General features: G+C 37.7%; 16 protein-coding genes and 1 tRNA gene. 3 read left to right on the forward strand and 14 right to left on the reverse strand.

The genetic code is table 11. From position 1 onward, the window contains the following. Window positions 1-50 precede the first annotated feature (50 nt). From C245_RS0117265 to C245_RS0117310, 10 genes are read right to left on the reverse strand one after another with little or no spacing between them, the layout of a single operon-like run. Complete coding sequence (locus C245_RS0117265; RefSeq protein WP_017497862.1) at window positions 51-461, reverse strand: GPW/gp25 family protein; 411 nt, start codon at window positions 459-461, stop codon at window positions 51-53. Between the two features lie 2 nt (window positions 462-463). Continuing rightward, window positions 464-754, reverse strand: a complete 291-nt coding sequence (locus tag C245_RS0117270; RefSeq protein ID WP_017497863.1) for a PAAR domain-containing protein — start codon at window positions 752-754, stop codon at window positions 464-466. Window positions 755-758: 4 nt separating this feature from the next. Further along, window positions 759-2,504, reverse strand: coding sequence for a type VI secretion system tip protein VgrG (gene vgrG, locus C245_RS0117275; protein ID WP_017497864.1), 1,746 nt, complete (start codon window positions 2,502-2,504; stop codon window positions 759-761). After that, window positions 2,504-3,187: a hypothetical protein gene (locus C245_RS0117280; RefSeq protein WP_017497865.1), complete on the reverse strand. Its 684-nt coding sequence runs from the start codon at window positions 3,185-3,187 to the stop codon at window positions 2,504-2,506. The genes vgrG and C245_RS0117280 overlap by 1 nt, the downstream gene beginning before the upstream one ends. Window positions 3,188-3,189: 2 nt before the next feature. Further along, window positions 3,190-3,348: a DUF5908 family protein gene (locus C245_RS24415; RefSeq protein WP_017497866.1), complete on the reverse strand. Its 159-nt coding sequence runs from the start codon at window positions 3,346-3,348 to the stop codon at window positions 3,190-3,192. 2 nt (window positions 3,349-3,350) lie between these two features. After that, window positions 3,351-3,797, reverse strand: a complete 447-nt coding sequence (locus C245_RS0117290; protein ID WP_017497867.1) for a phage tail protein — start codon at window positions 3,795-3,797, stop codon at window positions 3,351-3,353. Between the two features lie 2 nt (window positions 3,798-3,799). Then, complete coding sequence (locus C245_RS0117295; protein WP_017497868.1) at window positions 3,800-4,228, reverse strand: phage tail protein; 429 nt, start codon at window positions 4,226-4,228, stop codon at window positions 3,800-3,802. 29 nt (window positions 4,229-4,257) lie between these two features. Then, window positions 4,258-6,354, reverse strand: coding sequence for a phage tail sheath C-terminal domain-containing protein (locus tag C245_RS0117300; protein WP_017497869.1), 2,097 nt, complete (start codon window positions 6,352-6,354; stop codon window positions 4,258-4,260). 19 nt (window positions 6,355-6,373) lie between these two features. Then, window positions 6,374-7,216 (reverse strand): hypothetical protein, encoded by an 843-nt coding sequence (locus C245_RS0117305; RefSeq protein WP_017497870.1) that lies wholly within the window; start codon window positions 7,214-7,216, stop codon window positions 6,374-6,376. Continuing rightward, complete coding sequence (locus C245_RS0117310) at window positions 7,213-7,815, reverse strand: DUF4255 domain-containing protein (protein ID WP_026110130.1); 603 nt, start codon at window positions 7,813-7,815, stop codon at window positions 7,213-7,215. The genes C245_RS0117305 and C245_RS0117310 overlap by 4 nt, the downstream gene beginning before the upstream one ends. 747 nt (window positions 7,816-8,562) lie before the next feature. Between C245_RS0117310 and C245_RS0117315 the strand changes: the two genes are divergently transcribed. Both C245_RS0117315 and C245_RS0117320 read left to right on the forward strand, forming a co-directional pair. Beyond that, window positions 8,563-10,281 (forward strand): alpha-keto acid decarboxylase family protein, encoded by a 1,719-nt coding sequence (locus tag C245_RS0117315; protein WP_017497872.1) that lies wholly within the window; start codon window positions 8,563-8,565, stop codon window positions 10,279-10,281. Between the two features lie 41 nt (window positions 10,282-10,322). Continuing rightward, window positions 10,323-12,317, forward strand: coding sequence for a hypothetical protein (locus tag C245_RS0117320; protein WP_017497873.1), 1,995 nt, complete (start codon window positions 10,323-10,325; stop codon window positions 12,315-12,317). A gap of 328 nt (window positions 12,318-12,645) precedes the next feature. Here C245_RS0117320 and C245_RS23240 read toward each other — a convergent pair whose 3' ends face one another. From C245_RS23240 to C245_RS0117340, 4 genes are all read right to left on the reverse strand, one after another. Then, window positions 12,646-14,202, reverse strand: a complete 1,557-nt coding sequence (locus C245_RS23240; protein ID WP_017497874.1) for a S41 family peptidase — start codon at window positions 14,200-14,202, stop codon at window positions 12,646-12,648. Window positions 14,203-14,331: 129 nt separating this feature from the next. Beyond that, entirely contained in the window at window positions 14,332-14,799 is a 468-nt protein-coding gene (locus C245_RS0117330; protein WP_017497875.1) for a hypothetical protein, read from the reverse strand. Window positions 14,800-15,158: 359 nt separating this feature from the next. Next, window positions 15,159-15,230, reverse strand: a tRNA-Glu gene (locus C245_RS0117335). Window positions 15,231-15,640: 410 nt separating this feature from the next. Beyond that, window positions 15,641-16,093, reverse strand: coding sequence for an Lrp/AsnC family transcriptional regulator (locus C245_RS0117340; protein WP_017497876.1), 453 nt, complete (start codon window positions 16,091-16,093; stop codon window positions 15,641-15,643). A gap of 154 nt (window positions 16,094-16,247) precedes the next feature. Between C245_RS0117340 and C245_RS0117345 the strand changes: the two genes are divergently transcribed. Then, on the forward strand, window positions 16,248-17,408 hold the full coding sequence (locus tag C245_RS0117345) for a histidine decarboxylase (protein ID WP_017497877.1): 1,161 nt from the start codon (window positions 16,248-16,250) through the stop codon (window positions 17,406-17,408). Window positions 17,409-17,517 lie beyond the last annotated feature (109 nt).

Genomic DNA, 17,517 nt, shown 5'->3' on the forward strand with positions numbered 1-17,517 from the left:
CTTATCTTTTAGTCCAATACAATTGGACTATATTGAATATACAATCGGTATTAAATATTAGTTCCTTCTTGTTTGTAGAAAGGATATACCATATTAGTTCTGGAATTGGTTGCTCTTATTCTGTAATCTAAAGCCACTAACAATTCCCCATTTAAATCATCTCCCTGACTGATGTCGATTTTCTCCACATCAATTCGCGGTTCATGGTATAAAATGGCGGTTCTGATGAGTTCAGACACATACGTTTTTAAGGTTGTGGTTAACGGTTCAAAAAGAAGTTCGTCTATATTACAGCCGTATTTAGGGACCATAATACGTTCTCCTATTTTGGTTGACAATAGAATCTCCAGACTGCTTTTAATGTCTTCTTCATCAGAAATCATTACAGTAGCTCTGGTTGTTTTCTTAAATTCGGGAGGAAAACTCCATCCGGTTCCTAAAAAAGCTTGATCTGTTTCCATAATTAACCAATTAAAACGGTTGCTAATCCGGCTACTATTGTGCCTCCATGTGCGGTTGAATCCCCCATACGTGCTGCGGGTTTTCCTCCAATTAAAACGGTTGCCGAACCTGCGGCGATGGTATCAGGAGGTCCCGTGCAGGTAGCCATATCTCCAACACATGCGGCTGGAACTCCTCCAATTAATACGGTTGGCGAACCGGCAGGTAAAATTGGCCCTCCCACATGCGGAACGGTTCCGGTAACCATTGGGCAAACATGCATATCTGTAATTCTGGCGGCTGGTGCTCCCATAATTTTAATTTATTTGTACGATACTTCCTTTTACAATAGCCACTGCGCTTGAGGACATTTCAGCTCCCGCACTTCCTTCGGCTTTAAACTGTGCTTTGGCTTTTAAGGAAACGTTGGTTCCTTCAATTTTAACGTCACCTGATGCGACTATCTCAATGTTTCCGGCACTTTCCATTTTTATACCATTACTGTCTATGGTAATGACATTCGAATTTTCATCTTCAATAACAATTACCCCCTGGTCTTCGTCGAGTGTTATTTTTTTGCCCGCCGGAGTTTCAATTCCTATCGATTTTTTCTCGTCATCAAACATGACCTTCATTTCACTTCGGGTTACAATCCCTTTTTGGTGATTATCGTCTGAAGCTGTAATCGGAGAAGGCTTTCCACTGCTGTGAAGCATGCCCAAAACGATGGCGTTGTTTGGATCTTCGTTGACAAAACCAATAATCACTTCATCTTCTATTTCAGGTCTGAAAAAAATACCTCTGTTTTCTCCTGCATCGGGCGAAGCTACGCGGCACCAAATACCCTGTTCTTCATTGTTGATGATCGGAATTTTGACCAGAATTCGGTCTTCACCATTGGGGTCACCTTCCAGTTGTGTGACGATTCCGGCATGAAGTCCTTTTATGGCCGGCATGATTCCGGAACCTGTTGGTGTGTGAATGTCATAGGTTTCAGAGAACCACTCCGGATTTAATCCAAATTGAGCATCGATGGTCCAGTTTCCCTCTGTTAGTTCGTGAAAAACTCCCGTAATGTAAGCGCTTCCGTTGAATCGGTCACCAACGCCTTCCAGTGTAATGATGGTGTTGGGCTTAACGGCAGGAATTCCTTGAAATTTCACTCTTCCGCGAACTTTGGATAATTGCTGAAACAGTAATTTGGCGTCTGCCCAATCCTGCAATTCTGTTTCGGTAATGGCACCACCGTGACGCAGTTCCAAATTTTCCAGTTCGATAGTTTCGGACAAATCAGAAGCCGATAAATTTCCATTGAGACTTACTCCGGGATCACTGGCTTCAATTTCCACTAATTCCTGATTGGTATAATCCCAGCTGTACGAAGACACTTTGGCAAATTGATTTCGGGCATCAATTTCGGCATCAAAATCGAGTAAAGTTGCTCCGAAAGTAATGGTTTCGACAGCTGCTGAACTCAGATCAGGTTTGCTGATGGTGATTTTTCCGTTTTCCACAAAACAAAGTTTTCCGTTAGCCTGTGCTCTTGAAACGATAAAATCCCAGTCGGAAGTATTGTACTGAACCAGTTCTTTATGACTAAAATTAGTAGCTTCAACGTCTTTTTCCAGTCCGTATGTGCCTATAATTTCTTCAAAAGCATCACTGTCTTTTACATCATAAAAATACTTGCTCTTTCTGCCGATCGTTAGTTTTACTGCTTCGTCTTTACATTCAATAATCAGCAAAGAAGCACCGCTTTTTATTTTAATTGAATGCTTGATGATGATTCCTTTGTAAATGGCCTCCTCATCATTGTGATAACCGGCATTGATTTCAAGTTTTTTTCCCGGAATCAATAAATCCTCATTACTCAGTTTAAAATCTCTTTCAGAAGCTTCTCCGTCTGTGAGAACAATTTGAGCCATAGGAATTCGGTTCACCTCATTTTGCACTACAATACTTTTTACCTGATAGGTTTTAGACAATTCTTCCCCTTCAATTAAAATTTTGTACGTTACTAAATCGGCACTTTGACTGGTTTGTATGACTCCGCTGTTGTTCATCAGGATTGTTTTTGTAAGGGTGGGAAAAATAGTTTTTGCCCTGTTTTTAATTTTCTGAAATTGATAATGTTATTGACTTTTGCAACTTCGAGATAATACTTAGAATCACCGTAAATATGATAGGTCATCAAGGGTAAAGTATCGCCTTCTTTTACAATTCTGTAATGGGTTAGATCCGGCGATTTATTATTTTCTCTGGCTGCTCTGAGGTTGTCTTCTACAAAACCCTGAAATTTCGCTTTTGCGATAGCTCTGATCGGAGTTCCGTCCGGATTAAAGAGTTTGAATTCTATTTCCATTTCGGTTAGAGCCCCTTTAAAAAGCAAGGTTCCCCATGAAATCATGAGATAGTTGGGTTTGTGTTCGTCACCGTTGTAATCCAGAATGACCTTTTTAAACTTCTCAATGTCGTCTATAATGCCATTACTCGAACTTTTGTAGCCGCTAATCACTCCCGATCGGTCGAAAACAAAATCAAGTTCCAGATTCTCCGGTAGTTTTTTGTTGAACTTAGGAGATACCGTACTCGTTCCTGAGGCCTGAGTGTCATCAGTCTCAATTTTATAGTGATAGGTATATTTCTCCGGATTCATAAGCGTAGAAAACTTACCGTCGGCAATTTTGTTATTAAACTGCGGGTCACTATAAGCTACGATTTTTAGTTTTTCTAATTCTCCAGCCATGATTAACGTTCTTTTTTACGTTCGATAATTTTCATTACCTGATCTACGCATTCGGCAACGGGCTCTTCTCCTTTACTTTTCGGAGAATTTGGAGAAGCAGCCGGTTTCGATCCTTCGCTCACATTTATTTTAATGTTAAGCTCTTTTATTTCTATTGGCATAACTAACTTTTCATTAGGGTGAAATAATTATAAGTAAGCTCAATGTTTTCGACGACGAGCTTGCTTTCTTCGGCATTAAAGTCTTCAACCGACCATTTTACAGGGTAGGCGTGAACCACATTCCAGGAAACCAAAGGCTGATGCTCCTGGTTGAGTAGTTTGACAGTCAGGTTTACGGGTTCAAAAGAAAAATTTTCAATAGCTTTTCTGCACCAGTCAATAACATCAGAATCAATCAATATTCCTCTCTTTAAAGTCAGGTTTGGATATTTTGTCTTTACCGGGAGTTTGTGTTTGAATCTGTTTTCTCCACCCTCGGCAATTTCTTCTGTCTCGATATCAACAGACAAGCCGGAAACCGATTGGAACTGATGGTCTTTTTCTTTCGTACCAAGACCTTGAAATTCTACTAAAAAGTGAAAACCGACAGGTGGATAATAATTAGCCATGATTAGTCATTTTGAATCGATAAACCTTCGTGAACCAATTCCATAGATTCGATAGCGACTTCGTTTCCGTCGGCTTTTAAATCAGTAGATTGAATTTTGGTAGGCCATGCATTTTTTACTTTCCAGATGGCCACAGGATTGTGTTCTTCGTCCAGTAATTTGATGGTAATATCCCTTCTTTCTATGGTGTTTAGTTTTACCGTATTCCACCAGGCATAATACTCATTATCACTTTTAAAGGTTCCTCTTTTCAGTGTGATGTTAGAGAATTTTTGCATGCCCGGCATTTTGATCTTACTGTATTCAGGACTTGCTCCGTGACGGTATTCAATAACCTCAGTTTCGACATCTAATCCCGAAACTTCTGTAAATCCTATTTTTGTTCCACCCCAGTCAACTGAGAAATGAAACTTTGATAGCGGATAGCTCATGATCTGTATTTTTTAATGTTAGTGTTTAGTTAAGATTCCTGCATTTTGTGAGAGAAGCGAAGTATGATAAATTCCGCCGGACGAACTACCGCCATTCCAATTTCGACAATTAAGCGGCCTTCGAGAATGTCTATAGCCGACATGGTTTGTCCCAATCCGATTCTGACATAAAAAGCCTGTTCCGGTTTAGCTCCGGCCAATGCTCCGGCTCTCCATTGCAGAATCAGGAAATTTTCTATCATGGCTCGCACGCGTATCCAGGTGTTGGCATCGTTAGGTTCAAATACAAATTGTTCGGTCGCTTTTTTGATGGATTCTTCGGCCATATTAAAGAAACGTCTCACCGGTACATAACGCCATTCGTTATCGTTTCCGGCTAATGTTCGGGAGCCCCAAACCAAAGTTCCTTTGCCGGTGAAACTTCTGATGGCATTGATTGATTTACCGGCAACAGTATCAACATTTAAACCGTCCTGAATGTTGTTGGTAATTTTTACAGTAGGTTTTATGACATAGTTCAGACTTACATTGGCAGGCGCTTTCCAAACCCCTCTGTCTTTGTCAACTCTGGCGTAGATTCCTGCAATAGCAGAGCTTGGCGGAAGTGTTATAGGAAGGTTGTAAATTTCGGTAAGGATTTTATTGTAAGTAGCGTTGTCAATTGCTTCCAGAGCACTTAATTTTCTTCCGTTTAATTCTCCATTATTTAAATCTTTTCCGTTTACTGATTTAATAGCGGTTATAAGCGCAGTAAGGGCAGCGGCAATACCTGAAAAATTATTTACCAATCCGGTAATTCCCGTTTGAGCATTCAGTGGAGTATAGGTTACCAGTTTTTTTAATTCTGTGTCAAAATTTAAAGTGTCGGTTAGTAGAATTTTTTTCAGTTTAGGATCTGTGTTTTCATCCTGTATTTTTTTCTTTAACGCTTTTAAATTTTTATAGACAGCATCGATTTTACCCGGAGCCGTAAAAATTAAATTGAAAGTATTCAGGTTTGACGTGATGGTGTTTGCAATTCCCGGATCTTCGTCTGAGATGGTACTGATGGCAGCATTGGCTTCATCATTTAAGGAACTCTTTAATATGGACAAAGTTTCCAGAGTAGTCAGTAAAGGGTTCAGTTTATTTAAGAAAGCCGTTTTTTTGGCAGGGCTGCTCGCAAAGGTTCCGCCTAAATCAAAACCGGTAGGATTGGCACTGTACATCTGTAACAACAGATCACTAATTTGTCCGGCAATATCGCCAGCTACTGGTTCACTTACCAATTTGGTTACCGTAGCCGTAATTCCGGTAGCAGGATCTTCAATTGGTACTAATCCCGCAGCTATTTGATCATAGGCTTTTGCCGTATAAGAATAGTGTTTTAAGACAATTTTACTTGCATCAAAAGCATAATCAAGTATGGTTTCTAAATGTGGATAATAGGCTGCTCCGTATTTAATCGTATCTTTTTCAGAACTTACTTTATTTCTTAAATCGTCTATATTTGTATCTGTAGGGCTCGATTCATCATAATTCAGCGTATCGATCAGCGTAAATCTGTCCTGAAGATTTTGGCATTGGGTCAGCGCATCGTTATACAATCCATAGTAATCCGTAATCGTGATTCCTGATACTTTTGTGGCGTCCGGAAACAATAACAAAGTCGGTTCATCTACTTTTTCGATTTCTGCTAATCCGCTTTTTAGTGCATTACTGTTGTTGATCGCAGTAACAGCAGAATCTGCATCGTCTAAATCATTGCCATAACGGCCTACTGAAACAATGTAGCAAGGACCACCGCCATTTGCAAAAAACAATTGCAGCGAATAATACATCAAAAAGGGCTGTTTTGAAGTAGGCTGATCTACAATAATAGATCTAACGTCACCATTATCAGTAGAAACATCATTGATGGTAACACTAATGGTTGTTTCCGGTTTTGCAAAGCCGAAAAAACGTTCGTACTCTAAGAGAGAGGTTATTCGGGTTGGCTTTAATTTCAAATCTCCATTAATCTTGTTTGTAGCTTTTTCAGTATAGCCAATAAAAGCGGGAATTGCTGTTTCTACCTGGGCAACAGAAGGAGGGAATTTTACGATTTCCTCCACATATACCCCGGGTGTTTTGTAAGTTGTTGCCATGATTAATTGTTTTTAATTATTAAATAAATATTTCAGAATAGTAATCACCATTGTCTTTTGTTATTGATTTTACAGAAGGATTAGGATAGCTGCTGCTCACTGGCTGCGGTACGTCAAAATCGGTTAACGGGTCAATCTCAACAAAGCCGGAACGTGTTAAGGGTTTTGTTGTATTGGTTTCAATTTCGGTGGCAGCTTTGCGGTTGATGTATTTCCAAAGCGTTTTTCGATTGTCAAAATGAATTTTGAAGTTTGGACTGTTTATTTTGCCATCATCGTCTATACTGTTTTCAGAACTATTATCGCCTTGCATCGTCAGTGAAATAATCCCAAACAGGTCTTGTGTTTCTGATGAATGTAGTGTTGAAATTAGATCAGCTGTAGTTTCTTCAGATACTAAATACGCACTTGATATTAACTTGTTGTCATTAATTTTAGGCAGGTATTTGAAGGTAACCGGTTCTTTAGGAGGTTTCACATTACCGAACAGAAGGACCCGGTTAGGAGTAAATTCTAAATTGGTATAATTTTCAAATTGATAGTCATGGATAGTGATTAGAAAGTTCAGGTTCAAATCGGCAGGAACTTTGATAAACGGATCTGTTTCGTCAGCTTCTTTGACTTTAATGTAAATCTTGAAACCTGTTTTACTTTCTTTGAACACCATTTTATAGTTTTGGAGTATTGTATGGGTCTCCAGAGTTGGTGTGATCGTGGTGAAAACAGCAGTATTGAACTTTTGCAGCATCTTTTCTTTATCGTCATTCGACATACTTGCAAAGGTTTCTTCGCCATTATTCAGGAAATAATTATGCAAAATGGTTACCTCCAATAACAATCCGTATGTGATACTATAACTCATGATTGTTTTCTGGTTTTCGTTATACCCTTAATTCTGCTGATAAGTGGTCCTTCGCTTTGAGCAATATTGCGTTCAATTTGTATCATGCTCACCTTGTACAAAGCCGATGGAAGCTGTTTGCCGCCCAGAGTTCCCCAGATATAGTTCAATTCTTCAAAAGTGGGGGTGTAAAGCTCAATGGTAAATCTGAAGTTGTCGATATTGGCCATGGCTACATTATTTCGGTTGTAAATAGTATCAGATTGCGTAAAAAGTTTTTTCCCCTGAAAAAAAGTAATGATTTTCGAAATATCATTTAAAGAGTTGATGTATATGGTTCTGTTGGCGCTAAAGAGCAGGTACAGATTTAAGTTGATGACACTGTTTTTATAGATCGTTTTATTGCCCTGAACAATGTGATTGGGAAAATTTTTCAAAGTCGCCTCTTCATCCAGATTGATAAGGGTAAGTGCCACCTTATCTTCCAGATTTCCGGATACCGTTTCATTTTGCGACTCCAGAAAAGCAATGTTTTCAGGCACAACCGTTTTTTCTAACCCAATTTCATCGAGGTAGTTGTTGACTTGTTCTGTAATTATCTGAATAACTTCAAAAATCATCTGGTGAAAAGTTTTAATATTCTGATATTCTTTAAGAAAAAGCAATTCAAATCTCTGCCTTTTTTAAAGCAGTGGATGTATTTTAGGCTTGTTTTTGTGATATTCCGCTTGTAGTAATACGATGTAATTAGGCTAAAAAGGAGTAGCTCTAAGGCGCAGATTCAAAAATAAAAAGAAGTATTTCCAGGCTTAAATTTGGATTTATAATAAAAACTGGGGCTTATAGAATATCTAAATTAGAAAAACTTAGGGATATCAGGACAGCGTAAAAATACCCTTTTTTAAATAATCTTTTAGTTTGTAAATTATTAATTTTCAGTTACTTAAGTGTTAATTGGTGTTTTTGATTTATATTTTTAGAAAAAAATAACGTCAGAATTTCTGCATAAGATCAAAATTCTAATACGGAAAAGCGTAAAATGGTTGTTTTTTTAGGTCTATTTAATTGTTATACAGATCAGTATGTTTTTGTTGGTCAATTGTGGAGTCCTTTTTAGCCTTAAAAAAAGAAAAGGACGATGATAAAGAGACCAATCTTTGTTCTAAATGTGAAAACTGACCTCATGCTGTTATTTGGGTTTCTCATGGATAAAAATTCGGCACTCATGCCTTTTTTTTAATTTGTGCTTTGGCAGACTGGTAATTTTATAATGAAATACAAATCAGGAGATCACTTTAAAAGAATACCTGCTGGAGAGATCTGCTGCCCAAAAACAAACAATACTCCTAATTTAGAACCGCCAAACAATGAAACCTACAAAAGAATTTACAGTTGCAGATTATCTGCTCACCCGACTCAAACAATTAAATGTTACCGAAGTCTTTCAGATCCCGGGCGATTATGTAAAACATTTTACACAAGCTCTCGAAGACTTTAACGGCATTAAAACCATTGGAACATCAAATGAATTGGATGCTTCGTATGCAGCAGACGCCTATGCCCGTACCCGAGGTTTAGGAGCGGTATCTTTGCAATATGGGGTAAGTACTTACAGCGCATTGAATGCCATTGCCGGTGCTTATGTAGAACGCAGTCCTGTGGTTGTAATTAGTGCTACACCGGGAGCAGACGCAAGGCAAATTGGAAATATGTACAATGTACTTTATCACCATTCTACAGGCAATCTCAATGCAGATCAGGAAATTTTTGAAAGAGTAACCGTTGCGGCGGAAACGCTGAGCAGTTCTGTCGATGCCCCTGAAAAAATCGATAACTTAATTATTGCGGCACTTACACATCAACGTCCGGTTTATATCGCCTGTTACAAAGAGGTGTGGGGCGAACCTTGCCCTAAACCTTCCAATAAAAAATTAGAACCTCAGATCATAAAAAGCGAAGCAGCGGAATTGGAGAATGCAGTTTCGCAAGCCTGGACACAAATCAGTCAGTCAAAAAAACCGTTGATTTTCGCAGGAGTAGAGCTTTTACGACACAATTTATCAAAGCAGTTAGAAGAGCTCATTAAAGTAAGTGGAATGCTGTACACTACAACGTCACTCGGTAAAACCGTTCTCGATGAGAAAGGAGATAAGTTTATAGGAACTTATTCTGATCAGGCTTCGATACCCGAAGTGATTAAAATAGTGGAAGCCTCAGACTGCATTTTGTCTTTAGGAACGATTATTACCGATGACTATTTATGGCTGGTAGAAAATAAATTTTCAGCGATGATTCAGGCAACCACACAGGAAATGCGGGTAGGTTATTTTACTTATGAAAATGTAACCTTAAAAGATTTCATCGAAGCTTTAACCGAACGTTTCAAAAAAGCTTCAGGATATCCTTTAAAAGCAGTAGCTCCGGCTCAGCCAAAATTTCCCGAACCATGGCGATCCAATTCCGATCCGAAATATGATAAATTTCCCGAAATAATAACCTTTAACCGCTTTTTTGAGAGAGCCACTTATTTTCTGGAAAAACAAAAAATGCTGAACGATATCGTGTTCACTTTTGGTGTGAGTTCGTCTATGTACGTAGCCACCAATATGTACGGATTAGCTAAGAATGCCTTTATTTCTTCCGCTGCCTGGCAGTGTATCGGTTTTGAAACCGGTGCTGCTTCCGGAGCTCAGTTAGGAAGTGGTAAACAAGCCTGGACTATCGCAGGTGACGGTGGTTTTATGATGGTAGCACAAGCGCTTTCGACCTTGGTAAAATACAACATCAACTCTGTAATCTTCGTGATGAGCAATGGGGTATATGCCATCGAACAGGTATATGTAGACATGGACTCCTTTAAAGCAGGTCCGTCTCATAAGTTTGATGAATTTGATATTCTTCCAAAATGGGATTATCAGGCACTTGCCAAAGCATTTGGAGCAAAGAGCTACCGTGCTGAAACCGTTAAAGAATTAGACGAAGTACTTCTTAAACTAAAAGAAAAAACAGATCTGCCCACTCTGGTAGAAATTATAATCCCTCAAAAAGACCTGGCACAGCAGATGGAAAGGCTTGGGAATGAATAAAACAACTACTAAAAAGCAAAAAAAATTAAAATCATAAAATCATGAGCAAGAAAACATACTCTATTTTTGGAGCCGGTGCAGCTGGACTCTATACAGCGTGGAGATTACTGGATGGAAAATCCAAACGCGACAAAAATGAAAAAATGCTGGTTAAAGGCGATGTATTAGAACTCTACGACTGGGGAAAATATGATTTTTCTAAAAAAAATCCGGGAACCAGAGAAGCGGGAGCACGCGTTTGTACGTGGCATTATAAAGACAACAAAGACAATTCGTATCTGGAATTGGGCGGTATGCGATATTCATATTGGGACGGCACTCCACAAGGAGCAGGACATCGTGTAGTTACAAAAACGATAGAAAAACTGGATTTAAAGAAAGATTCAGTTGAATTTAACGAATCTGCGGATCCTTTAATGTCTTTGCGTACCAAGAACATGTATGTCTCCGATGTTAATTCGAATCAGCCGGCTCCTTATTTTACTAATAATTATGGTGAAGATGCTCCGCCGGATGATGGATTTACCACCATACAATCTGTAGCAATCACAGCAACATCAGGTCCTGTTACCCGTAGAGAATGGTGTAAGTTTTATGAAGAAGGAAAAATCAATATTGATATGCCGGAAAGTTCGATCTTTCAAAAAGGAGATTTACTAAAAGATATTGGGTATTGGAATCTTGCCTATGACAGACTTGGACAAGAAGGATTTGGTTATCTGGCAGATGGTAACGGCTATAGTTCCAATGTAGTAAACAGTCATAGTGCCCAGTCGTTTAATGTTAATGATGAGTTTACGCCGGGAACAGAATATAAAACGCTGGTAAAAGGATATTCCAGCTTATTTGTTGCCTTATTCGATGAAGTTGAAAAACTAGCCAAACAAAAAGGAATTACGCTGAATTATTTTCCGAATACCCGATTGCGTTCGATTTTGCATACTAAAGCAGGGATTCGTTTTACTACCGCAAAACGCGCAACTCCGGATAAACTTGACGAAAGTAAAATATGTGATGCTGCATTTTTGGCCATGCCTCGCGCATCCATTGAACTGGTAGCTCAGGCAACACGTTATACAGATGATGAAGGTCAGGACATATTAAACCACGAAGAAGTACAGCTCTATCTGGAATCTGTAATTATGGAACCTTCCTATAAAATTGGGATGTTTTTCACTACACCATGGTGGAGAACAACTGAAGCCGGAAGTCCAACTTATCCTGCCAAACTAACCAGTTACTTTTTAACGCAGGAAGGAATTGCTAAACTGAAAAAAGAAAAATTTCCTTCTAATTATCTGAAAGCAATAGAATCAGCAAAAAATCCGGTTATTATCGCGACATCGTTTAACGATAAGGCCAGTTTTATTGCTGCGGTAGAAAACGCGATTCAGGAACGTCTGACTTTTAAAGAAGAAAAGCAAATCTCAGCTATAGCCGAATTAGATACCATTGGTCCAAGTATTACCGATATGCCAATCCGACAAGTGGTCTACTTTGGGGATAACGCTCTCAATCAAAAAGGAGAAAAAGTGTATGGTATTTTGGCCAGTTATGACGACATTCAATACACCACGTTTTGGAAAGCTTTAGAACTTGGTCCTCATGGAACACGTGAAATTCCGGAGTCCAGAGATTGCCAGACGCTCGAAGGACCTCGTTTAGCCACTCCGGTAATGGTCAAAATGCTTCGCTCGCAACTGGCTGCATTACATTTTGGACCACAAACTGATTATTCGGCCGTACCTGAACCTTTAGAAACGAGATATATGGACTGGTCATTGCCTCCTTTTAATGCAGGATATCATGCCTATAAATCACACTATAATTTAGGTGATGTACAACGAAAAATTAGAAAACCTTCACAACTCGTTCCAAAAGCAGACTGCGATATTTTTATCGTTGGAGAAACCTATTCAAACGATCAGGCCTGGGTAGAAGGTGCTTTCTGTACTGCCGAATCGGTTCTGAATGATTTCTTCGGAATTGAACCTATTATAGACGAAAAATACTATCCGTTTATCAGTCCGGAATAGTAGATTTTGGACTGTTTTTTAACCGTAAAGATCGCAAAGGTTTATGCAAAGTACACAGAAATAGTAGCCGGAAGGATACATAAAACTATGTGTTAAAACTAATTGCATCCGGAAAGTTAAAGGAAACAACAAAACAGGCAATTACGTTGGAGTAGAGACAAACTCCAACGTAATTGCCTGTTTACTTATTCGAATAAAGCAGCAGTTTTAACAATGAGTATTGCTATTGAAAAAACGATATGCTTATCTACTAAAAATAAAAAAAATCCGTATTAATCCGCGTTTTCGCCTTGACGAATCCGTCTCATTCGCGTACGATATCACGCTTCTATTTAGCAATAAGCTTAAGAACAAATTCCATTTGTGTGTCCTTTTGCTGAAAAAAGTCGTCTAAAGTAGGCCATACTTCATAGTCCGGCATAATACCGTGACCTTCCGGCTGGTTCGCTTTTTTTGGAGCATCCTGTACGACATTTACAATTGAAAATTGTGTTTTTACTTTTGAGTTAGGAAGTTCGTAAACCAATGGAGAATGTCCATTATGAACGTAGTAACCTCCAACGGTTTCCAAGCCTACTATGGTAACATTATCCACATAAGCTTTTACCAGAGAAGCAAAATGGGAAGCAGCTGATGCCACATTTTCATTAATCAAAAGATAAAGCTTGCCTTTAAAGAGCGGCGATTTAGGATGATAAACCGGATTGTATTTCTGATCCTGAATACTGATGTTGTTTTGGAATACCGGATACAGTGATTTTAGGTATTTTTTTCCCGCTTTTAGAGCAGTACTATCCATTCGTTCTGAAGTTGAGGTACCCCAAAAATACTTTTCGAGAGGTAAAACATTAGGGTCGAATAGGATGACAGCCTTTTCATTTTCCTTGAAGGGTTTGTCGGTAAGGTACATTACAGGCTGTTCGAAGTTAGGATCACTTCCTCCCGGATTATTTCTAACATCAATGATCAGATTAGCAACCTTGTTTTTGTCCAGTTGGGTAAAGATGCTATCCAAAAATCTAACATACGGTTTAAACTTAGGATCGTCTGATCCATAGGCCATACCAAAAAATCTTAGATTCAATAAACCTGTAGCGGGGTTAATCATACGAAAGCTATACGGAGACTGTTTTTTATAATCCAGTAAATCAGTAACCGGAGCACTAAACCTGTTTTTAAGGTTGGCTGTTCTTTCCTTCAGCGTTACTGCACGAAGCACTGTTTTTTGAAGAGCCTCCGATTTTGGTGCGCTGTATTCTACAATAAATTCATCACAAAGACCATATTCGAGCAGGTAGTTTAATCCAAACGATTTATTGACACTGGCCGATAATTTTTGGGTAACATGATGACCATCTGTTGTATAATATTTGTAGAAAGAGCGCATTAATGCTACATCATTTATTCCGTTTATACTTTTTATTCTTGAGCCGGGAGGAATATCCGATGATTGGCCGTCAAAAATAATTTGTCCGTTAATATACACCAAAGGAAAAGGGAAAAAGGACTTTTGTCTGTTCAGAAAATTGATTAGATCGAGATCAGGGATGGTGTAATTGTGTAAACTTCCTTCATAATCCGAAAGGCGAAGCATTATTTTGTAAAAGTCGATAACCCTCATCGGTTTTTGAATGCTCTTAAAAGCACTGTTGTAAATACTGTCTACCTGTTTTTTTGAATGATATTGGTACAAACCCGAATTCGCTTTATCATTTATTGTACGGAGTATTTTAAGATCTTCCTGTAGCTCTTTTTTCGAAAGCATTTTGTTATAAAGCGCTAAACTATCCTTCATGGTTTTTTGAAGGTTTTGCGCCTGAATTGTAGTAGAAAAAAGAATCAGGGATAAGAACGTAAAGATCGATGACAGGGTTTTGTTATTCATAAATTGGTTGGTTATGGGTTGATAAAAGCAGAAATACAGGGTATTAACAGAGTTGTAATGAGTGCTTCTGTTACTTTTAAACGATTAACGGTTTATGATGCTAGTATTACGAGGACATTACTCAAAACACTATTTTGCAATTAAATCGTTGTTTTTAAGATAGTTGTTGTTTTTACGACTTAGAAAAAAGAGTACTTGGTCTACTTTTTTAGAGTTTTGTCCAAAGTCCGTCAAATTGTTAAAATCTATTTTTAAGGACTCATCGTTGTTAAAGTATAGTTTTAACCTGTCGGCTCCACGACCATTAAAAAACTTCCAACTTTTAATCTCGGATAAAAAAATGACCTGATTTTCAATTTTAGTATAGATTGGTTTTTTATCCCATTCTAATGTAAGTGTGTCTTTGTCGCCGTTGCAATCAATAATTAATGTACCGGTGAATAAGTATATTAAAAAAATGAAGAAAATAAAATGAGAAAATAAGAGGATAAGATAGTGTGCTTTAACTCCTATAATTGCCCAGAAAAATGCCTGAAGTGGGATAGAAATTAAATATGCGATTACCATAAAGGTAACATTTAAGGTTTTAATTTTCATAATGTAAAATTGGATGATTTTGCCGATGTCAGTCTTAAAAAAAATCTTTAATTTTTATTTTTCGAATATAGTAATATATCACAGAAATTCCTTTCAAATCAGATGTTTTTCTCAAACTTTGCGGATGCGTTTGTTTTGGACGGTAATAATTATCTTTGCAATAGTTATTTACAGACTTTTTGCTTTTGTGAAAGACACAATGTTGAGGGGGGTAAAGGTGCCGGTCGTAATTTAAATTAGAGAATAACTATTCAAATTTGCTTCTAGGACCTGCACATTTCAGTGTATTGTTTTATTTCTTTAAAACAGTTACAAACAAAAAAAGCTTCAGATTTCTCTGAAGCTTTTGTTTTGATAAGTAGTCCGTGGGGGAATCGAACCCCCCTTACCAGGATGAAAACCTGGCGTCCTAACCGATAGACGAACGGACCTGCTTTGTTGTTGCGGGTGCAAAAATACAACTGTTTTTAGAATACACAATAGTTTTTTTGATTTTTTTTTGAGGGCATCTTTTGGTAATAATACCTCTAGAAATAGCCCATCACAAACGAATTAAAGTTAGTGTTGTTGTATTTATTTGATTCATAATTGATTGTTTTTAATGTAGGAAATAACAAATAAGATTTTTCTTTTCTTTTCTTGAAAAAAGAGCGCTCAAAAAAAAATGAAAATTATTTTTAGGATTGCTTTGTTTGAAAGAAAATTCACTCGGTTTGTTTTCGATTTTTATCCCTCTTTTTTCAAGTCTTCGTAGAGTTTCTTGAAAAATGGTATAAATTTTCGGCGCTTAATAAGCTTCCCTTCCCCTAAATGATATGGTTATTGGTATAAAATTCCGATTTTATAAATTATAGGCAAAATCATTTTTTATTTCCTCCATCACAAAAGAACTTTGCACATTTGAAATTCCTTTAATAACCGATAATTTATCGATTACAAACTTTTGGTATTCGTTCATATCGTTGACAGCCACTTTCAGCAGAAAATCATAATTTCCGGACACGTGAAAACAGCCTGTTATTTCGGGTAATACCAGAATATGCTGTTTAAAGTCATCTATCAATTCCCGTGAGTGCACCGCCAAAGTAACCTGACAATACACACTGATTGATTTCCCAATTTTTTCGGCATCCAGCAAAGCAACATAATTCTTGATGTACTGCTTTTGCTCCAGTTTCTTGATCCGCTCAAAAGTGGGAGAGACCGATAAACCTATTTTTTCGGCAATTTCTTTGGTATTTTGCTTCGCATCTTGCTGTAAAAGCATCAATATTTTTTTGTCTATGGCATCCATCTCAGAATAATTATATGGTTTTAGAAAAAAGAAATAGTAAATTCAATATTAAAAAACTTTAATATGACTCAAATTTAGAATTATATTTTGAGTTTTGTCGTTAATAAAGGATATTAAACTATAAAAAGTACATTTACAGAAAAAAATAAATGTTATGAAACCTATTTCAGAATCGCTATCCATAGAAGACAATCAACGCTTATTCGATTTGAATCAATACATCGAAAATGCCAGAGATAATTTCTTGGGCTATCCTGTATCTAAAGATTTTGATTATTCGGAAATCAATCATTTTTTAAAATATCCGATCAATAATCTTGGGGATCCTTTTGAAGATTGTACCTACAAAGTACAAACCCACGAACTGGAAAGAGAAGTGGTTGGTTTTTTTGCCAAATTATTCCGTGCGAATCCAAAAGATTATTGGGGTTACGTTACCAACGGCGGTTCTGAAAGTAATTTATACGGGCTGTATCTCGCACGAGAATTATATCCAAAAGCAATGGTGTATTACTCGGAATCGACCCATTACAGTGTGCGTAAAAACATTCATTTGCTCAACATTCCAAGTATCGTTATTCGTTCACAGGAAAATGGTGAAATCGATTATGAAGATTTTGAAAACACGTTAAAACTGAATCGTCATAAACCGGCTATTGTACTGACTACTTTTGGTACCACTATGAAAGAAGCCAAAGATGACGTATCAAAAATTAAGAGTATTCTAAAAACATTGGCCATACAAGATAGCTACATCCACTGTGATGCTGCCTTATCCGGAAGTTATGGTGCTTTTATGGAGCCACGACTTCCTTTTGATTTTATGGATGGAGCGGACAGTATTTCCATCAGCGGACACAAATTTATTGGTTCACCAATTCCAACCGGTGTTATTATTACGAAGCGTTCTAATAGAGATCGAATCTCAAAAGGGATATCCTATATTGGTTCCTTAGACACCACAATTACAGGATCCAGAAATGGACATTCCCCGTTGTTTTTATGGTTTACCCTGAAAAAATTAGGGATTGAAGGTTTGAAAAAACGTTATTTGCACAGCCTGGAAGTCGCGGAATATTGTGAGCAGCGATTAAAAAACATGGGAATTGCGGCCTGGAGAAATCCAAATTCGATCACCGTAGTTTTTCCAAAAATAACCGAAGAGGTGAAATCAAAATGGCAATTAGCTACTGAGGGTGATATCTCCCATATTATTTGCATGCCAAACGTGACCAAAGAACAAATCGATCTGTTTATCAACGACGTAGAAAATTGCATTGAAACCCCGGAAGAAATGATGGAATTCAGTTGGTAGTGTTTTAGAATAGTATTGTTAGTTCTGTTCTGTCAAAGAGCTTATGAAAAAAGCGCAAATGTCTCCTGACTTCGCACCCACAAGCAAAATCAAATTAGTTTAATAAAAA

The organism is Flavobacterium sp. WG21 (assembly GCF_000335775.1).
In the GTDB taxonomy this organism is placed as follows: Bacteria; Bacteroidota; Bacteroidia; order Flavobacteriales; family Flavobacteriaceae; genus Flavobacterium; species Flavobacterium tructae.

What these genes read in the sequence shown, in the direction of transcription:
- C245_RS0117265 (WP_017497862.1), bottom strand. Translation starts at nt 461, where the DNA reads ATGGAAACAGATCAAGCTTTTTTAGGAACCGGATGGAGTTTTCCTCCC.
- C245_RS0117270 (WP_017497863.1), bottom strand. Translation starts at nt 754, where the DNA reads ATGGGAGCACCAGCCGCCAGAATTACAGATATGCATGTTTGCCCAATG.
- vgrG (WP_017497864.1), bottom strand. Translation starts at nt 2,504, where the DNA reads ATGAACAACAGCGGAGTCATACAAACCAGTCAAAGTGCCGATTTAGTA.
- C245_RS0117280 (WP_017497865.1), bottom strand. Translation starts at nt 3,187, where the DNA reads ATGGCTGGAGAATTAGAAAAACTAAAAATCGTAGCTTATAGTGACCCG.
- C245_RS24415 (WP_017497866.1), bottom strand. Translation starts at nt 3,348, where the DNA reads ATGCCAATAGAAATAAAAGAGCTTAACATTAAAATAAATGTGAGCGAA.
- C245_RS0117290 (WP_017497867.1), bottom strand. Translation starts at nt 3,797, where the DNA reads ATGGCTAATTATTATCCACCTGTCGGTTTTCACTTTTTAGTAGAATTT.
- C245_RS0117295 (WP_017497868.1), bottom strand. Translation starts at nt 4,228, where the DNA reads ATGAGCTATCCGCTATCAAAGTTTCATTTCTCAGTTGACTGGGGTGGA.
- C245_RS0117300 (WP_017497869.1), bottom strand. Translation starts at nt 6,354, where the DNA reads ATGGCAACAACTTACAAAACACCCGGGGTATATGTGGAGGAAATCGTA.
- C245_RS0117305 (WP_017497870.1), bottom strand. Translation starts at nt 7,216, where the DNA reads ATGAGTTATAGTATCACATACGGATTGTTATTGGAGGTAACCATTTTG.
- C245_RS0117310 (WP_026110130.1), bottom strand. Translation starts at nt 7,815, where the DNA reads ATGATTTTTGAAGTTATTCAGATAATTACAGAACAAGTCAACAACTAC.
- C245_RS0117315 (WP_017497872.1), top strand. Translation starts at nt 8,563, where the DNA reads ATGAAACCTACAAAAGAATTTACAGTTGCAGATTATCTGCTCACCCGA.
- C245_RS0117320 (WP_017497873.1), top strand. Translation starts at nt 10,323, where the DNA reads ATGAGCAAGAAAACATACTCTATTTTTGGAGCCGGTGCAGCTGGACTC.
- C245_RS23240 (WP_017497874.1), bottom strand. Translation starts at nt 14,202, where the DNA reads ATGAATAACAAAACCCTGTCATCGATCTTTACGTTCTTATCCCTGATT.
- C245_RS0117330 (WP_017497875.1), bottom strand. Translation starts at nt 14,799, where the DNA reads ATGAAAATTAAAACCTTAAATGTTACCTTTATGGTAATCGCATATTTA.
- C245_RS0117340 (WP_017497876.1), bottom strand. Translation starts at nt 16,093, where the DNA reads ATGGATGCCATAGACAAAAAAATATTGATGCTTTTACAGCAAGATGCG.
- C245_RS0117345 (WP_017497877.1), top strand. Translation starts at nt 16,248, where the DNA reads ATGAAACCTATTTCAGAATCGCTATCCATAGAAGACAATCAACGCTTA.